We start from the raw sequence: 25561 nt of genomic DNA, 5'->3' as shown, positions 1-25561 counted from the left end.
CGGGCAGGCCGCGTGATGCGGGTGATCTCCGCGTCGCGCTCCCATTGAATTCTGCATGCCGGGCGACCTCGGCGCGGCGCGGAATAGGCCGGTTTGTCGCACCCCTTGCCCGTCCCACGCCTCTGACCTGCGGTTTGGGACGCGTCCCTGAGACGGAGCGGGACTTCAGGGCGCGCTGCGGGGTGCGGTGCTCGCGCGTTCCGTCAGGCGGGGGGCAGCAGGGTCGCCCGAGATCGGGCGCTTACCGCTGGCGGCGTAGGAGACGGTGCTGGGGGAGACCCCGGCGTGCCGCGCCACATCGGTGATCCTGACCATCGGCTCCCTCGTCGAACCCGTTCGATGAGGGACGTCGAAGCGCTGCGACGGAGGAAGGTAGGTGCGGGCGGTGCAGGCGTCAACGGGTGTGACGGGAATTGCCGTTGACGGCTCGACGGGACGAATGCGCGGCCGTCGCCGCCGAGTTGATGAGCACGGCCGCGCCGGCCGCCGCGGCCGGGACGGCGAAGGCGAGGGCGGGGGAGAAGTGGTCCGCCGCCCAGCCGCCGGCCGCCGAGCCGCACGCGATGCCGGTGAGCAGGCCGGTGACGACGAGGCTCATGCCCTCGTTGAGCCGGTCCGCCGGGGTGCGCTCCTGCACCTGGGTCATCGCGGTCACCATCGTCGGCGCGGTCGCCATGCCGGCCAGGAGCAGCGCGCCCGCCAGGACCGTGAGCGAACCCGCGGTGGCGGCCGCCAGCCAGGGCAGGGTCATCAGCCCGGCCATCGCGAGCAGACACCGGGAGAGGCCGAGGCCGGCCGGCTTCAGCGCCCCGTACAGCAGGCCCGCCGCGCAGGAGCCGGCCGCCTGCAGCGCGAGGACCACACCGGCCGCCGCGCGGTGCCCCTGGGCGTCGGCGTAGGCGATCGTGACGACCTCCATCGAACCGAACACCGCGCCGGTCGCCACGAAGCAGGCCAGCAGCGGCGGCATCCCCGGGCTCCGCAGCGGCGACGGCGCCTTCGAACGGGCCTGCGGCGGCGGCTCGGTCGCCCGCTGCGCGGTGAACAGCAGCATGCCGGCCAGCAGCAGGACGGCCCCGGCGAGTGTGCCCGCCTCCGGGAAGAACGTGCCGGTCAGGAAGGACGCCAGCACCGGGCCGAGCATGAAGCACAGCTCGTCGGCCGCCTGCTCGAAGGAGTTCGCTGTGTGCAGCGCGCCGGGGTCGTCGCGCAGCAGATGGGCCCAGCGGGCGCGGGACAGGCCGCCGATGTTCGGGGTGGCCGCGGTGGCGGCGTACGCGGCGAACAGGGTCCAGTCCGGGGCGTCGTAGCGCACGCACAGCAGCAGCGCGAGGCTGCCGAGCACGGCCGTGAGCGTGGCCGGTACGGCGACCCGGGCCTGCCCGTGCCGGTCGACGAGCCGGGCGATCCAGGGCCCGGCCAGCCCGGTCGCCGCGAGCCCGGTGGCCGTGACGGCACCGGCGAGGGCGTACGAGCCCCGGGATCCGGCGATCATCACGACCGCGCTCACACCGAACATGCCCATGGGGAGGCGGGCGATCAGGTTGCCGGCGGTGAAGGCGCGGGCGCCGGGGAGGGAGAAGAGGTGGCGGTATCCGGCGGGTTGTGCACGTCTGCCGGGTATCTGGATATTCGGGGTGTCTTCGACGGTCTGGTGCGGCATGGCTCTACGTTCACCCGGAGTCGATCTCCGGGTCCAACACCTTCTCGGTGCCGATTCACGCACCCGCGTTGTAAATTGCCCGTCATGCCCGCCGCCATAGAGCCCCGCCTCCTGCGTGCCTTCCTCGCCGTCGCCGAGGAGCTGCACTTCACCCGCGCCGCGGCCCGCCTGTACGTCGCCCAGCAGGCGCTCAGCCGGGATGTGCGGCGGCTGGAGCGGGAGTTGGGTGCCGAACTGTTCGTGCGGACCACCCGGCAGGTGACGCTGACCGCGGACGGCGAGCGGCTGCTGCCGCACGCCCGGCGGGTCCTCGCCGCGCAGGACGACCTGCTCGCCGCCTTCGGCCAGGCCCGGCCGCTGCTGGTCGACCTCAACTCCGCGGGCCTGGCCACCGGCCGCCGCGTGCTGCACCGGGCACGGGAACTCGCCCCCGACTGTGAGCTGATGGCCCGCTACGAGAGCGGCCTCACCGGAGCCGCTGCCGAGCTGCTCGCCGGCCGTCTCGACGCCTCCTTCGGGCGCTTCGCCGGCCTGGATCCCGCCGTGCGCTCCGGTCTTGAGCAGCAGCCCGTGCGCTACGAGCCGATGGCCGTGGTGCTGCCCGAGGACCACCCGCTGGCCGCCCGGTCGACGGTGCCGCTGGCGGCGCTGGCCGGGGAGACGGTGTACGCCGGTGCCGGGAACCCGCGCACCCGGGAGTGGACCGACCTGGCCCTGCGCCTCTTCGAGGGGCGCGGCATCCGGCTCGCGCCCCCTCTTCCCCTGGCGGTCGGGGACGAGGAGTTCGAGCGGATCATGTCCAAGACCCGCGCCCCGATCCTGGCCGTCGTGGACTTCCCGGTCATGCCCCGCACGGTGCTGCGGCCGCTCGTCGACCCCGTGCCGCTGTCGCCCGTCTCGCTCGTCTGGCGCAGGGGGCTGGTCCACCCGGCGCTGGACGCGCTCCGGAGGGCCGCGGCCGAGATCGCGAAGCGTGAGAGGTGGCTACGACAGCCCGCCGACCGATGGATTCCGGCCATCGACGATCGTGTGATGAACCCCTACGGCTGACGCCCGGGGAACGCATGCCCTCCGCCCTCACCGACGGCTCACGCCGCGAGTGAGAGCAACGTTCCCTTCCGGTCACCCACAGCCACAGGCAGGAAACGCGCCCTCCCTACCTTCGGGACTCATCACCGCTCAGCACCCCGAACCACCCGAGCCCCGGAGCACCGTGGAGGCGTCATGACAGCCCCGAGTACAGCCCCCGCCCCGAGCAGCAGCAGGGGAGGCCGCTGGATCGAGAACTGGGATCCGGAGGACGAGGCCTTCTGGAACGCGACCGGCGAGAAGGTCGCCCGCCGGAACCTGATCTTCTCCGTCCTCTCCGAGCACATCGGATTCTCGATCTGGACCATGTGGTCCGTGCTGGTGCTCTTCATGGGCCCGGAGTACGGCCTGACCCCCGCGGACAAGTTCCTGCTGACCTCGATGGTCACGCTGGTCGGCGCCGTCGTCCGCGTCCCCTACACCTTCGCCGTCGCGCTCTTCGGCGGCCGGAACTGGACGATCATCTCCGCCGGCCTGCTGCTCGTGCCGACCGTCGCCGCGTTCGCCGTGATGAAGCCGGGGACGTCCTTCGACACCTTCCTCCTCGTCGGCCTGCTCGCGGGCATCGGCGGCGGTAACTTCGCTTCCTCCATGACCAACATCAACGCCTTCTTCCCCCTCAGGAAGAAGGGGTGGGCGCTCGGGCTGAACGCCGGTGGCGGCAACATCGGCGTGCCGGTCATCCAGCTGGTCGCCCTCGCCATCATCGGGGCCAGCGGCGGTCCGCGTCTGCTGCTGGGCATCTACATCCCGCTGATCCTGGTCGCCGCCGTCCTCGCCGCCCTCTTCATGGACAACCTCTCCTCCGTGAAGAACGACACCGGCGCCGCCAAGGACGCCGCGAAGGACGCCCACACCTGGATCATGTCCTTCCTCTACATCGGCACCTTCGGGTCGTTCATCGGCTACGCCTTCGCCTTCGGACAGGTGCTGCAGGTCCAGTTCGGGCGTACGCCGCTGCAGGCCGCGTACCTCACCTTCATCGGCCCGCTCCTCGGCTCCCTCATCCGGCCCGTGGGCGGCTGGCTCGCCGACCGGTACGGCGGCGCGAAGATCACCCTCTGGAACTACGTGGGCATGGCCGCCGCGACCGGCGTGCTCGTCGTCGCCAGCATGCAGAAGTCGCTGCCGCTGTTCGTGTCGGTCTTCGTGGCGCTGTTCGTGCTGACCGGCCTCGGGAACGGGTCGACGTACAAGATGATCCCGGGGATCTTCCAGGCCAAGGCCGTCGCCAAGGGGCTTCAGGGCGAGGAGGCGGCCGCCTACGGCCGGCGCCTGTCCGGTGCCTCCATGGGACTCATCGGGGCCGTCGGTGCGCTCGGCGGTGTCGGCATCAACCTCGCCTTCCGCCAGTCCTACCTCTCCTACGGCTCCGGCACCGGCGCGTTCGTCGCCTTCCTCGCCTTCTACGGCGTCTGTTTCGTGGTTACGTGGGCCGTATACCTTCGCCGCCCGGCTGGGCAGGTTCACGCCAATGCTGCCGCCTCGGAGGCGAAGCCGCAGCTCAGCTACGCCGAGGTGTGACGTAACACCGGCGACATCAAGCCGAACCGAGCCTGTCACGAGCCGTTGACAGGCTCGTTCGGCATGTGGGTCAGGTAGGAGAGCCATGGACGACGAACAGCAGCAGGCCGGACAGACGGAACACGGGCCCCTCGCGGGCTTCACGGTAGGTGTGACCGCCGCGCGCCGCGCCGACGAGCTGGGCGCGCTGCTCCAGCGGCGCGGAGCCGCCGTCCTGCACGCGCCCGCCCTGCGCATAGTGCCCCTTGCCGACGACGGCGAACTGCTCGCCGCCACCAAGGAGATCATCGACCAGTCGCCGGACGTGGTGGTGGCGACCACCGCCATCGGGTTCCGGGGCTGGGTCGAGGCCGCCGACGGCTGGGGGCTCGGGGAGCAGCTGCTGGCGCGGCTGCGCGGGGTGGAGCTGCTGGCCCGCGGACCCAAGGTGAAGGGTTCCATCCGGGCCGCAGGGCTCACCGAGGAGTGGTCGCCGTCCAGCGAGTCCATGGCCGAGGTGCTCGACCGGCTGCTGGAGGAGGGCGTCGACGGGCGCCGGGTCGCCGTGCAGCTGCACGGGGAGCCGCTGCCCGGGTTCGTCGAGGCGCTGCGGGCCGGGGGAGCGGAGGTGCTTCCGGTGCCGGTGTACCGCTGGATGCCGCCGGAGGACATCGGTCCCGTCGACCGGCTGCTGGACGCCGTCGTCTGGCGCGGGGTGGACGCGCTCACCTTCACCAGCGCGCCGGCCGCCGCGTCCCTGCTGTCGCGGGCCGAGGAACGGGGGCTGCTCGCCGAGCTGCTGGCCGCGCTGAGCCATGACGTCCTGCCCGCCTGCGTCGGCCCCGTCACCGCGCTGCCGTTGCAGGCCCGGGGCGTGGACACCATACAGCCGGAGCGGTTCCGGCTCGGGCCGCTCGTTCAGCTGCTCTGCCAGGAACTGCCCGCGCGGGCACGGTCCTTGCCGATCGCCGGGCACCGGGTGGAGATCCGGGGCCACGCGGTGCTGGTGGACAACGACCTGAAGCCGGTGCCACCGGCGGGCATGTCCCTGCTGCGGGCGCTGTCCCGCCGCCCGGGCTGGGTGGTGGCCCGCGCCGAGCTGCTGCGCGCGTTGCCGGGCGCCGGCCGCGACGAGCACGCGGTGGAGACGGCGATGGCCCGGCTGCGTACGGCACTCGGGGCACCGAAGCTGATCCAGACGGTGGTGAAGCGGGGGTACCGGCTGGCGCTGGATCCGGCGGCGGACGCGAAGTACGCGGACGCGTGAGAGGCCGCTCGGTGTCGCCCGGTGGGCCGCCGACTTCATGCTGTGGTTCTTCCTGTTCGAGGACGTGACGGCGACGCGTCGCCCGGGTTCCGCCCGGAGCGCCCGTGGACCAGCAGTGCCCGCGTCAGGAGTGCCACCGCCGCCGTCGACCCCACCGCCCGGGCCACGTTCCACGCCACCCACGGTCCCTCGAAGTGCTCGCGGAGGGCGGACGGGTCCCCCTTCGCCGCGAGGGCGTTGTTCAGGGGGATGTTGAAGGCCACCGTGATGAAGAAGACCAGGGCGTAGGCCGCCAGGGCCGCCCACGTCCAGCGGGCGGCGGGGGTGGCGCGCAGTTGCCACGCCGACCATCCCGTCAGTGCCAGTGCCCCCATGAAGCTCAGGAAGAACACCGGGTTCTGGATCACGTCGTTGATGTTGCGCATGACCTCGACGTACGTGCGGTCGTCGCTGCGGGCCAGGGCCGGCATGACCGCGCAGGCGAAGATGTAGAAGACCCCGGCGATCAGGCCCATCGCGACCGTGGCCGCGCTCAGGACGACGTTGCCGGTCCGTGCTTCCCTCGTATGCGTCATGCCTTCCAGCCAACCGGAGCAGCCCCCGCCCCGGACATGGCCGAAGCGCGCACCCGCATACGCGGGCGTCCAGCTACGCCGCCGCCTGCACGGCCGTACGACGTTGTGGGTACCGGGTCACCGGCAACGGGCCCGGCGGTGCAGGCAGGTCACGCGGCAAAGGGCGCTCGGCTCACGCCGTGCGACCAGGCGTGCTCCGGGCTGCCGGGCGTGCGCTCTGCCGGATGTTTTCGGCCGGGCGTCAGGCTGACGCCGGACTGTGGTGGGGAGAAGCCGCACCCGCAGACGGCGCGGCGAGCACTCGGGGGGACGAGGATGACACGCTGGCAGCCCCTGCCGGATTCGCTGCCGCGGGAGGCACGGCACCTGGTCGAGCAGCTGCGCGTCCTGAAGGGCCGTACCGGACTCAGCCTTGCCGAACTGGCCCGGCGCACCGCGTACAGCAAGTCGTCCTGGCAGCGGTATCTCAGCGGGGCCAAACTGCCGCCCAGGGGAGCGGCGTCGGTGCTCGGCCGGCTGGGCGGGGCGGACCAGGCGCGGCTGCTGGCGCTGTGGGAGCTGGCCGAACAGGCATGGCGGCCCGGCGGGCCGCAGCCCGCCGGGCCGCCGGCGGAGGTCGCCGCAGCCGATGCCGTGGGTGATGCCGGGGCCGGGCCGGAGCCGGGCGGCGGCGCGCACGGGCGGTGGCGGACGGCGGCGCTGGCCGCGTTCGCCGTCATCGTGCTGCTGGTCGCGGGGTTGCTGTGGGCACTGCCCCGCAGGGCGGGTGACCGAACGGCCGCCCGCCCCCGGGGTGTTCTCAGCCGAGCTGGTCGTAGTAGGCGAGCTTCCAGGGGCCGGTGGCCTTGATCCGCACCCGGTACTTGCCGCTGACGCGCTTGAGGGTGACGTTCCGTGCGTCACCGAGGTACGTCACGGTGCCGCCCGAGGTGGGGCCGGTGAGCCAGCGCTGGGCGAACGCCCAGCTCGGGTCGGTGACGACGCCGTCGTTCTCCGAGAGGTGGTAGTGCTCCTGCCACCACTGGGTGGCCGACTCGGTCTCGGGGCCGAAGGTGCCGTCGATCTGGTTCTTCTTGAAGGTGTGCGTGTCGCCGTCCTCGTCCTGCCACTGGGCGCCGTCCGCGTACAGGACGGTCTGCCACAGGGCCGTGGCGTTGCTCTCCGCGTAGTCGTCGACGCCGAGGTCCTCCTCGTCCTGGAAGTCGTCGGCGACGGCTCCGTTGCCGTCGATGCCGTGGTACGAGGCGGCACTCGCGCCGGGTGCCAGGGCGATACCGGTCGCTCCGGCGCCCAGCAGCGCGGCCGTCGTCATCGCGACGACCCGGGTGCGCATGCTCATGAACGTTTCCTTTCTGAAACCGCCGTCCCCCGTGGTTCCCCCCTGGGGCGGCTCCGGTGCTTTCGCAGGACACAGCGTCATGGCCGTGGGCGGGAGCCACGAGCCCTGCCCGGGTTTCTGGACCGGAAGGGGCCGACCCGCGCTCCGGGCTCCGCCATCCCCGCCGGGGACGGGTCGGGCGGGGAACGCCGTGGGCCGGACGGGACGGCACGCCGAAAGGCGGGCGTGCCACCGGCGGTACAAGGGGTTCCGCAGTCGTGTGCGGGCAGGCACTGTGAAGAGGAGCGACGCAACGTTCCCCTGCCCTAGGCGGTGACAGGCACATGGCACTGGGTACGGCCACGGTCCCGTACGAGCTGCGGTTCGACGCCGGGCGGATCTGCCTGGATCTCCTCGCGACCACCCACCCGGTCGAACGGCTGCACGCCGTGGGGCCGTTGCGCGCCTGGATCAGCGGGTCGGGGCTGGTGCCGCCCGGCACCCCGCTGGACCATGCCGACGTCTCCTGGCTGGCGGGGTTCCGGGAACTGCGCGGGTGCGTCGGCCAGTTGGTACGCACCGCGAACCCGGCGGACTCGAGGTCGTACGAGCGCGCTCTCGTCCGGCTCAACGAGGTCGCCGCCCGTGCAGCGCCCCCGGTCCCGTGCGCGGTGCGCGGCGAGGACGGCACACTGGTGCGGGAGTTGGCGCAGGCGCCCGGGTGCGCGGGGCTGCTCGCGGTCGTCGCGCGGGACGCGGTCGAGCTGCTCACCGATCCGGTGGCGCGGGCGGCCGTGCGCGAGTGCGCGGGGGACAACTGCCCCATCGTGTACCTGGACACGTCCCGCGGGCGCAGAAGACGCTGGTGCTCCAGCGAGGTCTGCGGGAACCGTGAACGGGTCGCCCGGCATCGACGGCGGGTGGCCCTCACACAGGCCTGAGTGTCCGGTACGGGCCTTCTGTCGCATTGCACCCTTGTGGCAGCCGGAGTGATTTCCGCAACACCGCACGGCGCCGCGTTTGTTGACGGTCCGGCGCGGGCAGCTCGGCCGCCCTCGGCGATGTGTCGGAAATGTAAAGATCACGCGGTGGGAATGTGTGCGCATGTCCTGCTCGTCACACCACTCCCAAGAAAACTCCCAGCTCGCTTTGAACATCACGTCGCCCCTGTCCGTACGGGTGGGCGAGCGACCGACTGGGGGAACCCCCGGACACCGGAGGTGGGCGTGCGCAAGGATGCGGCCGTGGCCAATGAACGTGGAACGAGGGCCCGACATCGCATGTCCTCACAGCCCTCGGAACCGGATGAGGAGCTGATGCGTGCGCTCTATCGCGAGCACGCCGGACCTCTGCTTGCGTATGTCCTCAGGCTGGTCGCCGGAGACCGGCAGCGCGCCGAGGACGTCGTGCAGGAAACGCTCATCCGTGCCTGGAAGAACGCCGGTCAGCTCAATCGGGCGACCGGTTCGGTACGCCCCTGGCTGGTGACGGTCGCGCGCCGCATCGTCATCGACGGCCACCGCAGCCGGCAGGCCCGGCCGCAGGAGGTCGATCCGTCGCCGCTGGAGGTCATCCCCGCGGAGGACGAGATCGACAAGGCGCTGTGGCTGATGACGCTGTCTGACGCGCTCGACGACCTGACCCCGGCCCACCGGGAGGTGCTCGTCGAGACGTACTTCAAGGGGCGCACCGTCAACGAGGCGGCCGAAACCCTGGGCATACCCAGCGGAACCGTCCGTTCTCGGGTCTTCTACGCCCTGCGGTCCATGAAGCTGGCACTGGAGGAGCGGGGGGTGACGGCGTGATGAGCAGGTACGGGGGGTTCGGCACGGGTGGTTCGGGTATGTCTGGGTCCATGCAGGGATCTCAGGCTCCGAACGAGCACGAAACCGTCGGCGCCTACGCCCTCGGGATCCTCGACGACGCCGAGGCAACCGCTTTCGAGGCCCACCTCGCGGGCTGTGAGTGGTGCGCCCAGCAGCTGGACGAGCTGGCCGGGATGGAGCCGATGCTGGCCGCCCTCGCGGACCTGCCCGGCTCCGGCAGCACGCCCGCGATCGGCGAGTCGCTGTCCGCCAAGCCGAGCCCAAGACTGGTCGAGAAGCTGGTCGACGAGGTCTCCGAGCGCCGCGCGCTGAAGCGGCGCAAGGGCTTCTACCTGGTCGCGGCCGCTGCCGCGCTGATCATCGCCGGCCCGGTGGCCGTCATGGCGACGAGCGGCGGCAGCGACTCGGGGCAGAGCGCCACACCGCTGGCAGCCACCGCCCGGACGACCTTCGACCAGCTGCCCAAGAAGGTCTCGGGCACGGACAGCACGACGGGCGCCAGCGCGACCGTCGCCATGGGAGAGAAGAACTGGGGCACCTCGACGGTCCTTGAGCTGAAGGGCGTCAAGGGTCCGCTCAAGTGCTCCCTGGTCGCCGTCACCAGCAACGGTGAGCGCCAGACGCTGGGCTCCTGGTCCGTCCCGAAGTGGGGCTACGGCATTCCGGACGCCAAGACGGAGGAGGCCAAGAACCCCCTCTACATCGGCGGTGGCACGGCCCTGAAGCCGAACGAGATCGACCACTTCGAGGTCGTGACGTTCGACGGGAAGAAGCTCGTCCAAGTGGACGCGTAGCCTCGGCGGGCCCCCTTCGCGTACGGTTGACGGCTGCCCAGCACGTCAGAAGGGGGCCCGGTGGCCGCTCAGGCTCAGCAGGAAACCGCGCTCGACTCGGTCCGGGACCGGGAGATCAGCGTCGAACAGGAACACCTCGACCGGGTGTACCGACGCCTCGAGGAGAAGATCCACGAGGCGGAGTTCCTCATGAACGACGCGGCCAAGCGCGGCCAGGTCGGCACGCCCGGCGCGCTCGCCGAGCGGGACGCCCAGGTCTTCCGGGCCGGTATCCACCTGAACCGGCTCAACAACGAGTTCGAGGACTTCCTCTTCGGCCGGATCGACCTGCTGCTCGGCAGGGACGGCAAGAAGGGGCCCGACGGGGCGTACACGGCGGTGGAGCCCGCCGAGGGCGCGGTCCGGCCCGACAACACCGCCGACATCGCCGAGACCCTGCACATCGGCCGGATCGGCGTGCTCGACGAGGACTACTCGCCGCTGGTCATCGACTGGCGGGCACCGGCCGCCGCGCCCTTCTACCGGTCCACCCCGAAGGACCCCGGCCGGGTCGTGAGGCGCCGGGTCATCCGCTCCAAGGGCCGCCAGGTCCTCGGGGTCGAGGACGACCTGATGCGCCCGGAGCTGACGGCGTTCCTCAACGACCGCGAGCTGCCCGTCATCGGCGACGGCGCGCTGATGGCCGCCCTCGGCCAGGCCCGCAGTCACACCATGCGGGACATCGTCTCCTCCATCCAGGCCGAGCAGGACCTGGTCATCCGCGCCCCCGCCGCCTCCGTCACCTACGTCGAGGGCGGCCCCGGCACCGGCAAGACCGCGGTCGCCCTGCACCGCGCGGCCTACCTGCTCTACCAGGACCGCAGACGCTACGCGGGCGGCATCCTGATCGTCTCGCCGACCCCGCTGCTGGTGGCCTACACCGAGGGCGTGCTGCCCTCGCTCGGCGAGGAGGGCCAGGTCGCCATCCGCGCGATCGGCTCGCTCGTCGACGGCGTGGAGGCCACGCTGTACGACTCCCCGTCCGTGGCCCGCGCCAAGGGTTCGTACCGGATGCTGAAGGTGCTGCGGAAGGCCGCCCGGGGCGCGCTGGAGCTGGGGCCGGCCGCTCCGGCGGGGCAGCTCGCCCTGGACGAGTACGACGAGGCCGGCGAGCCGCAGGCCTTCGACGGCCCCCCGTCCCGCCTGCGCGTCGTCGCCTTCGGCCGCCGCCTCGAACTGGAGGCCGCCGAGCTGGAACGGGTCCGCCGCACCGCCCTGGGCGGCACCGCGCCGGTCAACCTGCTCCGCCCGCGCGCCCGCAAGCTGCTCCTGGACGCCCTGTGGGCGAAGTCCGGCGCGGCCGGCCGGCACACCGACCCGGAGCTGGCCGCCGAGCTGCGCTCCTCCTTCGACGAGGACATCACCAGCGAGGACGTCTTCATCGCCTTCCTCGACGCCTGGTGGCCCGAGCTGACCCCGAAGGGGGTCCTCGCCGCCATGGCCGACGAGCGGCGGCTCGGCCGCTGGGCCCGCCGGATCCTCAACCCCGGCGAGGTCCGCAGGGTCGCCCGCTCGCTGAAGCGGGACGGGTACTCCGTCCACGACGTCGCCATGCTCGACGAGCTGCAGGCGATCCTCGGCGCCCCGGCCCGGCCGAGGAAGAAGCGCGAATTCGATCCGCTGGACCAGCTCACCGGCCTGGACGAGCTGATGCCGGTGCGCGAGGAGACCCAGCGCGAGCGGGCCGAGCGCCTCGCGCAGGAACGCACCGAGTACGCGCACGTCATCGTCGACGAGGCGCAGGACCTCACGCCGATGCAGTGGCGCATGGTCGGCCGCCGCGGCCGGCACGCCACCTGGACGGTCGTCGGCGACCCGGCGCAGTCCTCCTGGTCCGACCCGGACGAGGCGGCCGAGGCCCGCGACGAGGCCCTCGGCACCCGCCCCCGGCGCCGCTTCCAGCTCACCGTGAACTACCGCAACCCGGCCGAGATCGCCGAGCTGGCCGCCAAGGTGCTCGCCCTCGCCATGCCCGGCTCCGAGGCGCCGTCGGCCGTACGGTCCACCGGGGTCGAGCCGCGATTTGTGAGAACGAACGATGGCCGCGGCACCGTCGTACGGGACTCCCTGGAGAAGACCGTGCGCGCGGCGGCCGAGCAGCTCCTCGGCCTGGTGGACGGCACGGTCGGCGTGGTCGTCGCGATGAACCGGCGCGAGGAGGCCCGGCGCTGGCTGGCCGGGCTCGGCGACCGGGTGGTGGCGCTCGGCAGCCTGGAGGCCAAGGGCCTGGAGTACGACGCGACGGTCGTCGTCTCCCCGGCGGAGATCGCCGACGAGTCCCCGGCCGGCCTGCGGGTGCTGTACGTGGCGCTGACCCGGGCCACCCAGCAGCTGACGGTGGTCTCGGGAGAACGGGACGAACCGGACGCGGCGGGGGTGCCCGACCTGCTGCGGGACTGAAAGCTGTGAAGTCGGCCGACGGGAATGGCCTTACGGGATCCGTTTGTTAGCCTTGGTGTGGCACCGGCCCGATCCAAGCCCCCGGGCCCAACCTTCGTCCCTCAGAGGGACCACTTGCCGCGAGGCGAGCATGGCGGGTCGGTGTCATGAACGTGTGGGAGGCCCACATCACCCTGTGATGTGGGCCTCTTTCATTGCCTGATCGAATCTCGTATGGTGGAAGTGATTTTCCGAAACTACGCACCCGCTGTGAACAAAACGTCCGCAATCCCGGGCGGCTATCACGTACTCACCGGTAGGTGCGACGATCGGACGGCACAACTCGCGACACGGTGAAAGCAGAGGAAGTCGGCCATGGCAACGGCGCCCAGCGTCTCCTACTCGATGACCATCCGGTTGGAGGTGCCCGCGAGCGGAAGTGCCGTCTCGCAGATCACCACAGCCGTGGAGTCCTCCGGAGGCTCGGTCACGGGCCTCGACGTCACCGCGTCCGGCCACGAGAAGCTCCGCATCGACGTCACCATCGCGGCCACCTCGACCACGCACGCCGACGAGATCGTCGAGAAGCTCCGCGGCATCGAGGGCGTCACGCTCGGCAAGGTCTCCGACCGTACGTTCCTGATGCACCTCGGCGGCAAGATCGAGATGCAGTCCAAGCACCCGATCCGCAACCGTGACGACCTCTCGATGATCTACACGCCGGGCGTGGCTCGCGTGTGCATGGCGATCGCCGAGAACCCCGAGGACGCACGCCGCCTCACCATCAAGCGCAACTCGGTTGCGGTCGTGACGGACGGCTCCGCCGTGCTGGGCCTCGGCAACATCGGCCCCAAGGCCGCGCTGCCCGTCATGGAGGGCAAGGCGGCCCTCTTCAAGCGCTTCGCCGGCATCGACGCCTGGCCGCTGTGCCTGGACACCCAGGACACCGACGCCATCGTCGAGATCGTCAAGGCGATCGCCCCCGGCTTCGCCGGCATCAACCTCGAGGACATCTCCGCGCCCCGCTGCTTCGAGATCGAGGCCCGCCTGCGCGAGGCCCTCGACATCCCCGTCTTCCACGACGACCAGCACGGCACCGCGATCGTCGTCCTCGCCGCCCTGACCAACGCACTTCGCGTCACCGGCAAGGCGATCGAGAACATCCGGGTCGTCATGTCCGGCGCCGGCGCGGCCGGCACGGCCATCCTCAAGCTGCTGATCGCGGCGGGCGTGAAGAACGCCGTCGTCGCCGACATCCAGGGCGTCGTGCACGCCGGCCGCGCGGACCTGGTGGACGCCCCGGCCGACTCCCCGCTGCGCTGGATCGCCGACAACACCAACCCCGAGGGCCTGACCGGCACCCTGAAGGAGGCCGTGCGCGGCGCCGACGTCTTCATCGGCGTCTCCGCCCCGAACGTCCTCGACGGCGACGACGTGGCCGCCATGGCCGAGGGCGCCATCGTGTTCGCGCTCGCGAACCCGGACCCCGAGGTCGACCCCGCAATCGCCCGTCAGACGGCCGCTGTTGTGGCCACCGGCCGCTCCGACTTCCCGAACCAGATCAACAACGTGCTGGTCTTCCCGGGTGTCTTCCGCGGCCTGCTGGACGCGCAGTCCCGCACGGTCAACACCGAGATGATGCTCGCCGCCGCGAAGGCCCTCGCCGACGTGGTGACCGAGGACGAGCTGAACCCGAACTACATCATTCCGAGCGTCTTCAACGACAAGGTCGCGGGCGCGGTCGCCGGAGCGGTGCGCGACGCGGCCAAGGCGGTCGGAGCGGCGTCCGAGCCCTTCGTGCCGTAGGGTTCAGAAGCTGTGGGAGCGACTGTGCAGGGGCTGTGAGGATCGACACGGCAGCCCCCGCACCGGCGCGTCGTGGAACCCCCCACCGGCGGGTGCCCTCTAGGGTGACGGCCCAGCAGGCGTTTTTCGTGTGACTCCCTAGGGTGTTCTCACGACTCCTACGGGTGCCGGATTGGCTTTCCCGCCGCAGGTAGGGGCAGGATGCGTCTCTGGGCGCGAGCGCATCGGCATCGATCTCACCTCACGCCTCAACGGCAAGAAGAACACGGGAGTAACAACATGAACCGCAGTGAGCTGGTGGCCGCGCTGGCCGACCGCGCCGAGGTGACCCGCAAGGACGCCGACGCCGTTCTGGCCGCGTTCGCCGAGGTCGTCGGCGACATCGTCTCCAAGGGCGACGAGAAGGTCACCATCCCCGGCTTCCTGACCTTCGAGCGCACCCACCGTGCCGCTCGTACCGCGCGCAACCCGCAGACCGGTGAGCCCATCAACATCCCGGCCGGCTTCAGCGTGAAGGTCTCCGCGGGCTCCAAGCTCAAGGAAGCGGCCAAGGGCAAGTAAGCGCTCCGCTGAGAGCGCCGATGGGGCGGCACCCGTAAGTCTTCGGGTGCCGCCCCATCGTTGTTGCGGTCAAAAACGGCCTTAAACGCCGGCCGGGCTGGTTGTCGTCAGCCGAGTGCCTTGCCCGGCAGCTCGACCTTCGCGCCCAGCTCCATCAGCTTCTCCATGAAGTTCTCGTAGCCGCGGTTGATCAGTTCGATGCCGTGGACCCGGGAGGTGCCCTCGGCCGCGAGGGCCGCGATCAGGTACGAGAAGCCGCCGCGCAGGTCGGGGATGACCAGGTCGGCGCCCTGCAGCTTGGTCGGTCCCGAGACGACCGCGGAGTGCAGGAAGTTGCGCTGGCCGAAGCGGCAGTCGGAGCCGCCCAGGCACTCGCGGTAGAGCTGGATGTGCGCGCCCATCTGGTTGAGCGCCGAGGTGAAGCCGAGCCGGGACTCGTACACCGTCTCGTGGATGATGGACAGGCCCGTGGCCTGCGTCAGGGCCACCACCAGCGGCTGCTGCCAGTCGGTCTGGAAACCGGGGTGCACGTCCGTCTCCAGCGCGATGGACTTCAGCTGGTCGCCCGGGTGCCAGAAACGAATGCCCTCGTCGTCGATCTCGAAGGCACCGCCCACCTTCCGGTAGGTGTTCAGGAACGTCATCATCGAGCGCTGCTGGGCGCCGCGGACGTAGATGTTGCCGCTGGTCGCGAGAGCCGCGGAAGCCCAGGACGCGGCCTCCAGACGGTCCGGCAGGGCGCGGTGGGTGTAGCCGCCGAGGCTGTCCACACCGGTGATGCGGATCGTGCGGTCGGTGTCCATCGCGATGATCGCGCCCATCTTCTGCAGCACGCAGATGAGGTCCTCGATCTCCGGCTCGACGGCCGCGTTGGACAACTCCGTGACACCCTCGGCCAGTACGGCCGTCAGCAGCACCTGCTCGGTCGCGCCGACGGACGGGTACGGCAGCCGGATCTTCGTACCGCGCAGCCGCTGCGGCGCCTCCAGGTACTGGCCGTCCGCGCGCTTCTCGATGGTCGCGCCGAACTGCCGCAGCACGTCGAAGTGGAAGTCGATGGGCCGGCCGCCGATGTCGCAGCCGCCGAGGCCCGGGATGAAGGCGTGGCCGAGACGGTGCAGCAGCGGACCGCAGAAGAGGATCGGGATACGGCTGGAACCCGCGTGGGCATCGATGTCAGCGACGTTCGCGCTTTCCACATGGGTCGGGTCGAGCACCAGCTCACCGGGCTCCTCACCCGGTCGGACCGTCACCCCGTGCAGCTGCAGCAGGCCGCGTACGACACGCACGTCACGGATGTCCGGAACGTTGCGCAGTCGACTCGGCGCGCTGCCCAGCAGGGCGGCGACCATGGCCTTCGGTACGAGGTTCTTCGCACCGCGGACACGGATCTCGCCCTCCAGCGGGGTTCCGCCGTGGACAAGCAGGACATCGTCGTTGACGGTCATGTATCTCGCGTTCCGATGAGTCGGGCAGGGGTCGGCCGATCACTTAGCGCGGGGGCCGGAGAGACAGGGTAATCGCCGATCGCCCCCCTGCCGTAAGCCCAAGTACCACCCAGCCACGTCATAGCTGTGTCACAACACGAACCGTTCCGCACCGGGCACATGGGGTCACCGCGCGCGGGGCTTGCGCCCACGCGCCCTGAGCTGCGTTCACTCGCCCAACCGATTGGCTCCCCACACCGGGGAAAGATGCGGGATCATGTCTGGCATGACCGAGGTGTCCTCGCTCACAGGGCGGCTGCTCGTGGCCACGCCCGCCCTGGCGGACCCGAACTTCGACCGCGCGGTGGTGCTCCTTCTCGACCACGACGAGGAGGGCTCCCTCGGTGTCGTCCTCAACCGCCCCACCCCGGTGGACGTGGGCGACATCCTGGAGGGCTGGGCCGATCTCGCGGGCGAGCCCGGCGTGGTCTTCCAGGGCGGACCCGTCTCGCTGGACTCGGCGCTCGGCGTCGCGGTCATCCCGGGCGGTGCCAACGGGGACAGCGCCCCGCTCGGCTGGCGGCGGGTGCACGGCGCGATCGGCCTGGTCGACCTGGAGGCCCCGCCGGAGCTGCTCGCCTCGGCCCTGGGCTCGCTGAGAATCTTCGCCGGATACGCCGGCTGGGGCCCCGGCCAGCTGGAGGACGAGCTGGTGGAGGGCGCCTGGTACGTCGTCGAGTCCGAGCCGGGCGACGTGTCCTCGCCGGCCCCGGAGCGACTGTGGCGCGAAGTACTCCGCCGCCAGCGCAACGAGCTGGCGATGGTGGCCACGTATCCGGACGACCCGTCGCTCAACTGATGCCTGTGAGCTTCAGTACCCTTGCTGATATGAGCACTCTTGAGCCCGAGCGCGGGACTGGTACCGGGACCCTCGTAGAGCCGACGCCACAGGTGTCCCACGGCGACGGCGACCATGAGCGCTTCGCCCACTACGTCCAGAAGGACAAGATCATGGCGAGCGCCCTCGACGGGACTCCCGTCGTGGCGCTGTGCGGCAAGGTGTGGGTGCCCGGCCGCGACCCGAAGAAGTACCCCGTGTGTCCCATGTGCAAGGAGATCTACGAGTCCATGGGCAGCGGCGGCGACGACAAGGGTGGCGACAAGAAGTAGGGGTCTCCCCGCCCGGCTGAGGATCGCAAGGCTCCCGGGACGCGTCTGGACGCGTCCCGGGGGCCTTTGTGTTTTCTGGTCACAGAGTGGTTGAGACCTCTTGTCGCCATGTTCATGTTGTTCATAGCCTCTGTGGTGTTGTGCAGAGCGAAACATTCATTGCATATGTTGCAACCTGAAGGCGGATGGTGGAGGCGGCGGACAGAGTCCAAGCGCGTCACCTTCCGCTCGGATGCCGCGCAGGCCTACGGCGACCGGTGCCTGTCCTGGCAGATCGACCGGCGCACGGTTTCGATATGGACGACCTCGGGCCGGGTCAGGGGGATCGACTTCACTGGCAGCCCAGAGCAGTTGGAGCTCCTGGCTTCCTGCCGACAGGGCGAGTCGGACCTTGCGCACCGGGACGGCATGTGGTTCCTGGCGGCGACCCGCGACGTGCCCGAGGTGTCCCCGAATGCCTCGGCTCGGCGATCGGCGTGGTGATGCTGCTGATCCTGCTCGCCGTGACGCTGGGGTACCTGCGGATCCTGCGCCGTGAGGGGGAGGAGCTGTGAATCTTCTTCGGGTGCGTGTGGCGCGGCCGTGGCGGTTCGTTGCAGAGGTCTCGGCCCTGCTGATCGCGGTCGCCGTCGCCTTCCCGCTGTACTGGATGGTGCTGAGCGCCTTCAGACCGGCCGGCGAGATCGAGTCCGACCGGCCCCGGCCGTGGACGCTGTCGCCGTCCCTGGACTCCTTCCGGCGGGTCTTCGGGCAGCAGGAATTCGGCCGTTACTTCGCCAACAGCATGGTGGTGGCGGGCAGTGTGGTGATCGCCTCGGCGGTGATCGCGTTTCTCGCCGCGACCGCCGTCGCACGATTCCGTTTCCGCTTCCGGACCACCTTGCTGATCATGTTTCTGGTGGGGTTCGTGAAAGCCGTGCCACAAGCGCTGGAGCAGGCCGCGTACCTGGAGGGGCGAGCCGCGGGAGATTCCTCTGGCAGATCCTTTTCCCGCTCGTCTTCCCGGGCCAGGTGGGCACGAGCGTGTTTTCCTTCATCTCGGCCTGGAACGACTTCCTGTTCGCCGAGTCCTTCATCATCAGCGACACCTCGCAGTCGACCCTGCCGATGGTCCTGCTGGTCTTCTTCGTACTCGTACAGCGACGCCTGGTCCCGGGACTGGGCGGAGCGGTAAAGGACTGACGTGACTGAACTGATTCCGAACCCCCGTAGCGTCGTCGCCGGTTCCGGCGAGGTGCGGCTGACGGCGCACTCCCAGCTCTACGCCGGCACCGCCACGGAGGGCGTCGGTCACTGGCTGCGCACCGTCCTCTGGCAGGCCACCGGCCTGCCGCTGCGCGAGGGGCGGGAGCTCGACGACACCGAAGGCGACGGCATCGGGCTCCAGCTCGACTCTGAGCTCGGCCCCGAGGAGTACCGCCTCGTCAGCGACTCGACCGGCGTCCTGATCGAGGGTGGCAGCGCGACTGGTGTCTTCTGGGGCGCCCAGACGCTGCGTCAGCTCCTCGGCCCCGACGCGTACCGCAGGGCCCCGCTCAGCCGCGACCGCGCCTGGATCGTGCCGCATGTCACGATCGAAGATGCCCCCCGCTTCCGCTGGCGCGGTCTCATGCTCGACGTGGCCCGGCACTTCATGCCCAAGGAAGGCGTCCTGCGCTACCTGGACCTGATGGCCGCGCACAAACTCAACGTCTTCCACTTCCACCTGACGGACGACCAGGGCTGGCGGATCGAGATCCGGCGCCACCCCAGGCTGACCGAGGTCGCGTCCTGGCGGGCGCGGACGAAATTCGGACACCGGGCCTCGCCGCTGTGGGAGGAGAAGCCGCACGGGGGTTACTACACCCAGGACGACATCCGGGAGATCGTCGCCTACGCCGCCGAGCGGCATATCACTGTCGTCCCGGAAATCGACGTACCGGGCCACTCGCAGGCCGCCCTCGCCGCGTATCCGGAACTGGGCAACACCGACGTCATCGACACCCCCGCGCTGACCGTGTGGGACACCTGGGGGATCTCGTCCAACGTACTCGCCCCCACTGACACCACCCTGCGGTTCTACGAGGGGGTGTTCGAGGAAGTCCTGGAGCTGTTCCCGTCGGAGTTCATTCACGTCGGCGGCGACGAATGCCCCAAGGAGCAGTGGCGCGAGTCGGTCGCCGCCAAGACCCGCATCACGGAACTCGGGCTCGCCGACGAGGACGAGTTGCAGTCCTGGTTCATCGGGCACTTCGACAAGTGGCTTACCGCGCGTGGGCGTCGGCTCATCGGCTGGGACGAGATCCTGGAGGGCGGACTCGCGCCGGGCGCGGCGGTGTCCTCCTGGCGTGGCTACGGCGGCGGCGTCGCGGCCGCGCGTGCCGGGCACGACGTCGTCATGTGCCCGGAGCAGTACGTCTATCTGGACCACCGGCAGGCCCCGGGCGAGGACGAGCCCGTGCCGATCGGCTTCGTGCGCACCCTGGAGGACGTCTACCGGTTCGAGCCGGTTCCGTCCCAGCTCAGCGAGGCGGAGGCCCGTCATGTGCTGGGGACCCAGGCCAACGTCTGGACCGAGGTGATGGAGGACACCGCGCGCGTGGACTACCAGACCTTCCCGAGGCTCGCCGCCTTCGCGGAGGTCGCCTGGAGCCGGCTTCCCGCCCCGCAGGAGCGGGACTTCGCGGACTTCGAGCGCCGTATGGCCGCCCATTACGGGCGACTTGACGCCCTCGGAGTCGCCTACCGGCCGCCCACCGGGCCGCGGCCGTGGCAGCGGCGCCCCGGTGTGCTCGGCCGGCCGCTGGAGGGACCGCCTCCGAACAGATAACGGAAAAAACCTTTCGGGATCACCGAAGAGTGGCAATAGGAATATGCCGGTGAAGCCATGCGAAAACGGACCATCTCCCCGATGAGGTGGGCGAATGCCTCCTAGCGGACCCCCGCGTTCGGGCCTTGCGAAGATGTGCCAGAGTTGCCACGTCCGCCCTGTGAGCACGTACCGTACGGCCACACAGGAGGGACCAGGTGGGGCAGCGGGAAGGGGCAGCCGGTTTGACCACGCACGCACCGCAGGCGGCGCAGGCCGTCACGCTGCCCTCGACACTGGACGAGGCCGTGGCGGCGCTCACCGCCATGCCCACGGCCGTCCCCGTGGCGGGCGGCACCGACCTGATGGCCGCCGTCAACTCCGGCCAGCTCAGGCCCGCCGCCCTGGTGGGCCTCGGGCGGATCAGCGAGATCCGCGGCTGGCAGTACCAGGACGGCCACGCGCTGCTCGGCGCGGGCCTCACCCACGCGCGCATGGGCCGCCCCGACTTCGCGGCCCTGATCCCGGCGCTCGCCGCCGCCGCGCGCGCCGCGGGCCCGCCGCACATCCGCAACGCCGGCACCCTGGGCGGCAACATCGCCACCGCCGCCCCCACCGGGGACGCGCTGCCGGTGCTGGCCGCCCTGGAGGCGACGCTGATCATCGCGGGACCGGGCGGAGCCCGCCGGGAGATCCCGGTGTCGCACCTGCTGGCCGGCGTGGAGATGCTGCGCGGCGGCGAGCTGATCGGCTACGTACGCGTGCCGCTGCTGCACGCCCCGCAGGTCTTCCTCAAGGCGACCGGACGCACCGGCCCGGGCCGTGCGGTGGCCTCCGTGGCCCTGGTGCTCGACCCGGCCCGGCGCGGGGTGCGGTGTGCCGTCGGTGCCATAGCGCCGATGCCGCTCAGGCCCCTGGAGGCCGAGCAGTGGGTCGCCGGGCTCATCGACTGGGACAACGACCGCGCGCTCGTCCCGGAGGCCCTGAACGCCTTCGGGGAGTACGTCGCCGCGGCCTGCATCCCCGACCCCGTCCCGGAGCCGGACGGTTCGGTGGTCCCGCTTCCGCCCGCCGTACTGCACCTGCGGCGCACCGTCGCCGCGCTGGCCCGACGAGCACTGGGGAGGGCGCTGTCGTGACCGACGACCAGCACGGAGAGGGCGCGCCCCAGGGCGGCAGCCGCTGGGACCCGCTGCCCCAGGGCGACTACGACGACGGCGCCACCGCCTTCGTCAAACTCCCCGAAGGCGGCATCGACGCCCTGCTGTCCGGTGACAGCCCCCTGGCCGCCCCCGGCCACGGCTACGTGCCACCGCAGATAACGGCGACCCACGGGACGAGCGCCCCGGCCGCCACCGGCAGCTGGACCGTGCCCGCCGACGGCCACCAGTGGCCCGACCCGAACGCCGTGCCCCAGGAGCAGGCGGCGGACGACCGGTTCACGTACCACCCCGCCGCCACCCAGCAGTGGACCTTCGAGGAGCCTGCGGCCCCGTCCGGGCCCGGGCACGACGTCACCGGGCAGTGGTCCATCCCGGTCGCCGGCGGCGATCTCCCGGACGAGTCGGGCGAGTTCACCACGTCCTCGCTGGTCGAGCAGTGGGGCGGCACCCCTCCGGCCACCCTGCCCGGCGGCGCGCCCGCGCCCTGGGCGACGGAGACCTCGGGCGGGTCGTGGGGGCAGCCGGAGCCCGGCGCCGAACCTCACACCGAACCCCACACGGCCGACGCGTCCCCGGCGCCGGAGTACGCGCCCACGGCGCCGTACGCCGCCACAGGGCCCGCACAGGCCCCTGAGGGCCCCGCTGACGGCCCGGCGCAGCACGGTGAGGCCGCGACCCCGACGGCCCCACAGGAGGCCGTGGAAACGCCGGACACGGCCGCACCCCCCGCCCCGGCGGACCCCGTGCCCCCGGCCGCCCCGGCGGACACCCCGGACACCGCGCCGGAAGCCGCCCAAGCCGACCCGGCCGGCCCACCGGAGGACACCGGGACCGCAGACCCGGTCGAGCCCGCGGCACACACCCCGGCCCCCGAGGACCCGGCGGCCCCCGGACACGACGCCGCCGAGGACTCCGCCCAGGCCTCCCAGGGGCCGCGGGACGACCACCCCCTCGCCTCGTACGTGCTGCGCGTCAACGGCGCCGACCGGCCCGTCACCGACGCCTGGATCGGCGAGTCCCTGCTGTACGTCCTGCGGGAGCGGCTCGGTCTCGCCGGGGCCAAGGACGGCTGCTCGCAGGGCGAGTGCGGCGCCTGCAACGTGCAGGTGGACGGGCGCCTGGTGGCCTCCTGCCTGGTCCCGGCGGTCACCGCGGCCGGCGCCGAGGTCCGTACCGTCGAGGGCCTGGCCGTCGACGGGCAGTCCTCCGACGTGCAGCGGGCGCTCGCCCGGTGCGGTGCCGTGCAGTGCGGTTTCTGCGTGCCGGGCATGGCGATGACCGTGCACGACCTGCTGGAGGGCAACCCGGCGCCGACCGAGCTGGAGACCCGGCAGGCCCTGTGCGGCAACCTGTGCCGCTGCTCCGGCTACCGGGGCGTCCTGGACGCCGTCAAGGAAGTCGTCGCCGAACGCGAGGCGCACACCGCCGCCGACGCTGAGACGGACGGGGACCAGGCACGTATTCCGCACCAGGCGGGCCCGGGCTCCGGCGGCGTCAACCCGTCGGCGTTCGAGGGCCACGGTGTCTTCGACAGTCCCGGCACCTTCGGTACACCGGGACCGCACGAGCAGCACTACGGCCAGGACGGAGGCCAGGCGTGAGCAACGAAGCCGCCACCGCGACCACCGCGGCCGAAGCGGCCCCGGAGGCCGAGCCGCTGCCGCACGGCCTCGGCGCCTCGCTGCCGCACGCCGACGCCCGCGCCAAGACCGAGGGAACCTTCCCGTACGCGGCCGACCTGTGGGCCGAGGGCCTGCTGTGGGCGGCCGTCCTGCGCTCCCCGCACGCGCACGCGCGCATCGTGTCCATCGACACCACCCACGCGCGCGAGATGCCCGGCGTACGGGCCGTCGTCACCCACGAGGACGTGCCCGGCACCCCCCGGTACGGCCGGGGCACGCCCGACCGCCCGGTGTTCGCCTCCGAGGTCGTACGCCACCACGGCGAGCCCATCGCGGCCGTCGCCGCCGACCACCCGGACACCGCGCGGATGGCCGCCGCCGCCGTCATCGTCGAGTACGAGGTGCTCGACCCGATCACCGACCCGGAGCAGGCCTTCGAGGCCGAGCCCCTGCACCCCGACGGCAACCTGATCCGGCACATCCCGCTGCGCCACGGCGACCCGGACGCGGTCGGCGAGGTCGTCGTCGAGGGCTTGTACCGCATCGGCCGCCAGGACCCGGCCCCGATCGGCGCCGAGGCCGGTCTCGCCGTGCCGCGGCCCGACGGCGGCGTGGAGCTGTACCTGGCCTCCACCGACCCGCACACCGACCGCAACACGGCCGCGGCCTGCTACGGCCTGTCACCCGATCGGGTGAAGATCGTCGTCACCGGGGTGCCCGGCGCCACCGCCGACCGCGAGGACCAGGGCTTCCAGCTCCCGCTCGGCCTGCTCGCCCTCAAGACGGGCTGCCCGGTGAAGCTCACGGCCACCCGCGAGGAGTCCTTCCTCGGCCACGCCCACCGCCACCCGACCCTGCTGCGCTACCGCCACCACGCCGACGCCGACGGCAGGCTGGTCAAGGTCGAGGCGCAGATCCTCCTCGACGCGGGCCCCTACGCCGACACCTCCGCCGAGTCCCTCGCCGCCGCCGTCTCCTTCGCCTGCGGCCCCTACGTCGTCCCGAACGCCTTCATCGAGGGCTGGGCCGTCCGCACCAACAACCCGCCCTCCGGCCATGTGCGCGGCGAGGGCGCCATGCAGGTGTGCGCCGCCTACGAGGCGCAGATGGACAAGCTTGCCAAGAAGCTGGGCGAGGACCCGGCCGAGCTGCGCCTGCGCAACGTGCTCGCGACCGGGGACGTCCTGCCGATCGGCCAGACGGTCACCTGCCCGGCGCCGGTGGCCGAACTCCTCCAGGCGGTCCGCGACCACCCCCTCCCGGCCCTGCCCAAGGACACGCCCGAGGATGACTGGCTGCTGCCCGGCGGCCCCGAGGGCGCGGGCGAGCCGGGCGCGGTGCGCCGCGGCGTCGGCTACGGCCTGGGCATGGTGCACATGCTCGGCGCGGAGGGCGCCGACGAGGTCTCCACGGCGACCGTGAAGGTCCACGACGGCGTCGCGACCGTGCTGTGCGCGGCCGTGGAGACGGGACAGGGCTTCACCACCCTCGCCCGCCAGATCGTCCAGGACACGCTCGGCATCGACGAGGTGCACGTGGCACCGGTCGACACCGACCAGCCCCCGGCGGGCGCGGGCTGCCGCGGCCGCCACACCTGGGTCTCCGGCGGCGCGGTGGAGCGCGCGGCCAAGATGGTCCGCACGCAACTGCTGCAGCCCCTGGCGCACAAGTTCGGCATGTCGACGGAGCTGCTCCAGATCACCGACGGCAAGATCACCTCGTACGACGGCGTGCTGTCGACGACCGTCACCGAGGCGATGGACGGCAAGGAGCTGTGGGCCACCGCCCAGTGCCGCCCGCACCCCACCGAGCCGCTCGACGCAGAGGGTCAGGGCGACGCCTTCGTCGGCCTCGCCTTCTGCGCGATCCGCGCGGTGGTGGACGTGGACATCGAACTCGGCTCGGTCCGGGTGGTCGAGCTGGCGGTCGCCCAGGACGTGGGCCGGGTGCTGAACCCGGCGCAGCTGGCCTCGCGCATCGAGGCGGGCGTCACCCAGGGCGTGGGCATCGCCCTGACCGAGAACCTGCGCACGCCCCGCGGCCTGATCCGCCACCCCGACCTGACCGGATACGCCCTGCCGACCGCGCTGGACGCGCCGGACATCCGGATCGTGAAGCTGGTCGAGGAGCGGGACGTGGTCGCCCCCTTCGGCGCCAAGTCGGTCAGCGCGGTCCCGGTGGTGACGTCACCGGCGGCGATCGCCTCGGCCGTCCGCGCGGCGACGGGCCGCCCGGTCAACCGCCTCCCGATCCGCCCGCAAGCCGCGGTGGTCACCCCCCAGTGACCACGCCCCCCGAGGAACCGCGCTACGAACCCCCGCCCAGCGTGGGCAAGTTGTTCGTCTGGATCCTGATCTTCGCGGTGGCGGCCCTGGCGGTCGTGCTGGGCGGCATCTACTTCACGTGAGGTCGACGATCGCGTAACTCCTGGCCGGAGTGGAACGCGCGAGGCTCGCCCGACGTCCTTTCCGACGGGCGTTGTCAGTGGTGCGGCGTAGTGTTCTGGGCAGTGGGGGACCGCCGCTTTCCGAGGGAAGCCGGAGGGCGGGCGGGCATGCCCAGCCCAGGGAC

22 protein-coding genes and 2 pseudogenes are annotated in these 25561 nt (G+C 71.6%); 19 read left to right on the top strand and 5 right to left on the bottom strand.

Annotated features, from left to right (window positions below; genetic code table 11):
* Nucleotides 1-222: 222 nt before the first annotated feature.
* Both ACFYZZ_RS15275 and ACFYZZ_RS15270 read right to left on the bottom strand, forming a co-directional pair.
* Nucleotides 223-315 (bottom strand): annotated as a pseudogene (locus tag ACFYZZ_RS15275) (LacI family DNA-binding transcriptional regulator); the annotation flags it as partial.
* Nucleotides 316-394: 79 nt separating this feature from the next.
* Complete coding sequence (locus ACFYZZ_RS15270) at nt 395-1663, bottom strand: MFS transporter (protein ID WP_389175625.1); 1269 nt, start codon at nt 1661-1663, stop codon at nt 395-397.
* A gap of 84 nt (nt 1664-1747) precedes the next feature.
* Between ACFYZZ_RS15270 and ACFYZZ_RS15265 the strand changes: the two genes are divergently transcribed.
* The 3 genes from ACFYZZ_RS15265 to ACFYZZ_RS15255 all read left to right on the top strand — a co-directional run bounded on the left by ACFYZZ_RS15265 (nt 1748) and on the right by ACFYZZ_RS15255 (nt 5522).
* A complete protein-coding gene (locus tag ACFYZZ_RS15265; protein WP_389175623.1) occupies nt 1748-2713 on the top strand; it encodes a LysR family transcriptional regulator in 966 nt (321 codons plus the stop codon).
* Between the two features lie 174 nt (nt 2714-2887).
* Complete coding sequence (locus tag ACFYZZ_RS15260) at nt 2888-4276, top strand: nitrate/nitrite transporter (RefSeq protein WP_389175622.1); 1389 nt, start codon at nt 2888-2890, stop codon at nt 4274-4276.
* A gap of 85 nt (nt 4277-4361) precedes the next feature.
* A complete protein-coding gene (locus ACFYZZ_RS15255; RefSeq protein WP_389175620.1) occupies nt 4362-5522 on the top strand; it encodes a uroporphyrinogen-III synthase in 1161 nt (386 codons plus the stop codon).
* A 35-nt stretch (nt 5523-5557) separates the two neighbouring features.
* On the opposite strand, the gene ACFYZZ_RS15250 is transcribed toward ACFYZZ_RS15255, so the two are convergent.
* On the bottom strand, nt 5558-6097 hold the full coding sequence (locus ACFYZZ_RS15250; RefSeq protein ID WP_389175618.1) for a DUF1772 domain-containing protein: 540 nt from the start codon (nt 6095-6097) through the stop codon (nt 5558-5560).
* Nucleotides 6098-6412: 315 nt separating this feature from the next.
* Between ACFYZZ_RS15250 and ACFYZZ_RS15245 the strand changes: the two genes are divergently transcribed.
* Nucleotides 6413-6946, top strand: a complete 534-nt coding sequence (locus ACFYZZ_RS15245) for a helix-turn-helix domain-containing protein (RefSeq protein ID WP_389175616.1) — start codon at nt 6413-6415, stop codon at nt 6944-6946.
* Here ACFYZZ_RS15245 and ACFYZZ_RS15240 read toward each other — a convergent pair.
* Nucleotides 6897-7436 (bottom strand): peptidoglycan-binding protein, encoded by a 540-nt coding sequence (locus ACFYZZ_RS15240; RefSeq protein ID WP_386580854.1) that lies wholly within the window; start codon nt 7434-7436, stop codon nt 6897-6899. The genes ACFYZZ_RS15245 and ACFYZZ_RS15240 overlap by 50 nt on opposite strands.
* Before the next feature lie 323 nt (nt 7437-7759).
* Between ACFYZZ_RS15240 and ACFYZZ_RS15235 the strand changes: the two genes are divergently transcribed.
* The 6 genes from ACFYZZ_RS15235 (at nt 7760) to ACFYZZ_RS15210 (ending at nt 14820) form a co-directional block, all read left to right on the top strand.
* On the top strand, nt 7760-8356 hold the full coding sequence (locus ACFYZZ_RS15235; RefSeq protein WP_389175614.1) for a CGNR zinc finger domain-containing protein: 597 nt from the start codon (nt 7760-7762) through the stop codon (nt 8354-8356).
* Nucleotides 8357-8635: 279 nt separating this feature from the next.
* Nucleotides 8636-9220, top strand: a complete 585-nt coding sequence (locus ACFYZZ_RS15230) for a sigma-70 family RNA polymerase sigma factor (protein ID WP_079071569.1) — start codon at nt 8636-8638, stop codon at nt 9218-9220.
* 50 nt (nt 9221-9270) lie between these two features.
* The gene (locus tag ACFYZZ_RS15225; RefSeq protein ID WP_389175612.1) at nt 9271-10035 is read left to right on the top strand and encodes an anti-sigma factor family protein; all 765 of its coding nucleotides are present in this window, start codon (nt 9271-9273) and stop codon (nt 10033-10035) included.
* Nucleotides 10036-10095: 60 nt separating this feature from the next.
* The gene (locus tag ACFYZZ_RS15220; RefSeq protein ID WP_389175611.1) at nt 10096-12474 is read left to right on the top strand and encodes a HelD family protein; all 2379 of its coding nucleotides are present in this window, start codon (nt 10096-10098) and stop codon (nt 12472-12474) included.
* 354 nt (nt 12475-12828) lie between these two features.
* Nucleotides 12829-14259, top strand: coding sequence for an NAD-dependent malic enzyme (locus ACFYZZ_RS15215; protein WP_389175609.1), 1431 nt, complete (start codon nt 12829-12831; stop codon nt 14257-14259).
* A 279-nt stretch (nt 14260-14538) separates the two neighbouring features.
* The gene (locus ACFYZZ_RS15210; protein ID WP_018549700.1) at nt 14539-14820 is read left to right on the top strand and encodes an HU family DNA-binding protein; all 282 of its coding nucleotides are present in this window, start codon (nt 14539-14541) and stop codon (nt 14818-14820) included.
* Nucleotides 14821-14927: 107 nt separating this feature from the next.
* On the opposite strand, the gene murA is transcribed toward ACFYZZ_RS15210, so the two are convergent.
* On the bottom strand, nt 14928-16268 hold the full coding sequence (murA, locus tag ACFYZZ_RS15205; RefSeq protein WP_389175607.1) for a UDP-N-acetylglucosamine 1-carboxyvinyltransferase: 1341 nt from the start codon (nt 16266-16268) through the stop codon (nt 14928-14930).
* Between the two features lie 265 nt (nt 16269-16533).
* Between murA and ACFYZZ_RS15200 the strand changes: the two genes are divergently transcribed.
* The 9 genes and pseudogenes from ACFYZZ_RS15200 (at nt 16534) to ACFYZZ_RS15160 (ending at nt 25397) form a co-directional block, all read left to right on the top strand.
* Nucleotides 16534-17106, top strand: a complete 573-nt coding sequence (locus tag ACFYZZ_RS15200; protein WP_386580864.1) for a YqgE/AlgH family protein — start codon at nt 16534-16536, stop codon at nt 17104-17106.
* 29 nt (nt 17107-17135) lie between these two features.
* Nucleotides 17136-17417, top strand: coding sequence for a DUF3039 domain-containing protein (locus ACFYZZ_RS15195; protein WP_031159440.1), 282 nt, complete (start codon nt 17136-17138; stop codon nt 17415-17417).
* A gap of 410 nt (nt 17418-17827) precedes the next feature.
* On the top strand, nt 17828-17971 hold the full coding sequence (locus ACFYZZ_RS15190) for a hypothetical protein (RefSeq protein ID WP_389175604.1): 144 nt from the start codon (nt 17828-17830) through the stop codon (nt 17969-17971).
* Nucleotides 17968-18599: pseudogene (locus tag ACFYZZ_RS15185) on the top strand (carbohydrate ABC transporter permease). The gene ACFYZZ_RS15190 and the pseudogene ACFYZZ_RS15185 overlap by 4 nt, the downstream one beginning before the upstream one ends.
* A 1-nt stretch (nt 18600) precedes the next feature.
* Nucleotides 18601-20226 (top strand): beta-N-acetylhexosaminidase, encoded by a 1626-nt coding sequence (locus tag ACFYZZ_RS15180; protein WP_389175602.1) that lies wholly within the window; start codon nt 18601-18603, stop codon nt 20224-20226.
* Between the two features lie 224 nt (nt 20227-20450).
* Nucleotides 20451-21344, top strand: coding sequence for an FAD binding domain-containing protein (locus ACFYZZ_RS15175; RefSeq protein ID WP_389175600.1), 894 nt, complete (start codon nt 20451-20453; stop codon nt 21342-21344).
* Complete coding sequence (locus tag ACFYZZ_RS15170; protein WP_389175599.1) at nt 21341-22969, top strand: 2Fe-2S iron-sulfur cluster-binding protein; 1629 nt, start codon at nt 21341-21343, stop codon at nt 22967-22969. The genes ACFYZZ_RS15175 and ACFYZZ_RS15170 overlap by 4 nt, the downstream gene beginning before the upstream one ends.
* A complete protein-coding gene (locus ACFYZZ_RS15165) occupies nt 22966-25275 on the top strand; it encodes a xanthine dehydrogenase family protein molybdopterin-binding subunit (protein ID WP_389175597.1) in 2310 nt (769 codons plus the stop codon). Before ACFYZZ_RS15170 ends, ACFYZZ_RS15165 begins: the two co-directional genes overlap by 4 nt.
* Nucleotides 25272-25397, top strand: coding sequence for a hypothetical protein (locus ACFYZZ_RS15160; RefSeq protein WP_386580881.1), 126 nt, complete (start codon nt 25272-25274; stop codon nt 25395-25397). Before ACFYZZ_RS15165 ends, ACFYZZ_RS15160 begins: the two co-directional genes overlap by 4 nt.
* The last annotated feature ends 164 nt before the right edge of the window (nt 25398-25561 follow it).

This window comes from Streptomyces sp. NPDC001816 (assembly GCF_042892235.1).
Taxonomy (GTDB): domain Bacteria; phylum Actinomycetota; class Actinomycetes; order Streptomycetales; family Streptomycetaceae; genus Streptomyces.
Note: the sequence above shows the minus strand (reverse complement) of the source record. Positions and strands in the feature narration are given on the sequence as shown.

Excerpts from the sequence above, each read along its gene's own strand:
- ACFYZZ_RS15270 (WP_389175625.1), bottom strand. The coding sequence starts at position 1,663 with ATGCCGCACCAGACCGTCGAAGACACCCCGAATATCCAGATACCCGGC.
- ACFYZZ_RS15265 (WP_389175623.1), top strand. The coding sequence starts at position 1,748 with ATGCCCGCCGCCATAGAGCCCCGCCTCCTGCGTGCCTTCCTCGCCGTC.
- ACFYZZ_RS15260 (WP_389175622.1), top strand. The coding sequence starts at position 2,888 with ATGACAGCCCCGAGTACAGCCCCCGCCCCGAGCAGCAGCAGGGGAGGC.
- ACFYZZ_RS15255 (WP_389175620.1), top strand. The coding sequence starts at position 4,362 with ATGGACGACGAACAGCAGCAGGCCGGACAGACGGAACACGGGCCCCTC.
- ACFYZZ_RS15250 (WP_389175618.1), bottom strand. The coding sequence starts at position 6,097 with ATGACGCATACGAGGGAAGCACGGACCGGCAACGTCGTCCTGAGCGCG.
- ACFYZZ_RS15245 (WP_389175616.1), top strand. The coding sequence starts at position 6,413 with ATGACACGCTGGCAGCCCCTGCCGGATTCGCTGCCGCGGGAGGCACGG.
- ACFYZZ_RS15240 (WP_386580854.1), bottom strand. The coding sequence starts at position 7,436 with ATGAGCATGCGCACCCGGGTCGTCGCGATGACGACGGCCGCGCTGCTG.
- ACFYZZ_RS15235 (WP_389175614.1), top strand. The coding sequence starts at position 7,760 with ATGGCACTGGGTACGGCCACGGTCCCGTACGAGCTGCGGTTCGACGCC.
- ACFYZZ_RS15225 (WP_389175612.1), top strand. The coding sequence starts at position 9,271 with ATGCAGGGATCTCAGGCTCCGAACGAGCACGAAACCGTCGGCGCCTAC.
- ACFYZZ_RS15215 (WP_389175609.1), top strand. The coding sequence starts at position 12,829 with ATGGCAACGGCGCCCAGCGTCTCCTACTCGATGACCATCCGGTTGGAG.
- ACFYZZ_RS15210 (WP_018549700.1), top strand. The coding sequence starts at position 14,539 with ATGAACCGCAGTGAGCTGGTGGCCGCGCTGGCCGACCGCGCCGAGGTG.
- murA (WP_389175607.1), bottom strand. The coding sequence starts at position 16,268 with ATGACCGTCAACGACGATGTCCTGCTTGTCCACGGCGGAACCCCGCTG.
- ACFYZZ_RS15200 (WP_386580864.1), top strand. The coding sequence starts at position 16,534 with ATGACCGAGGTGTCCTCGCTCACAGGGCGGCTGCTCGTGGCCACGCCC.
- ACFYZZ_RS15195 (WP_031159440.1), top strand. The coding sequence starts at position 17,136 with ATGAGCACTCTTGAGCCCGAGCGCGGGACTGGTACCGGGACCCTCGTA.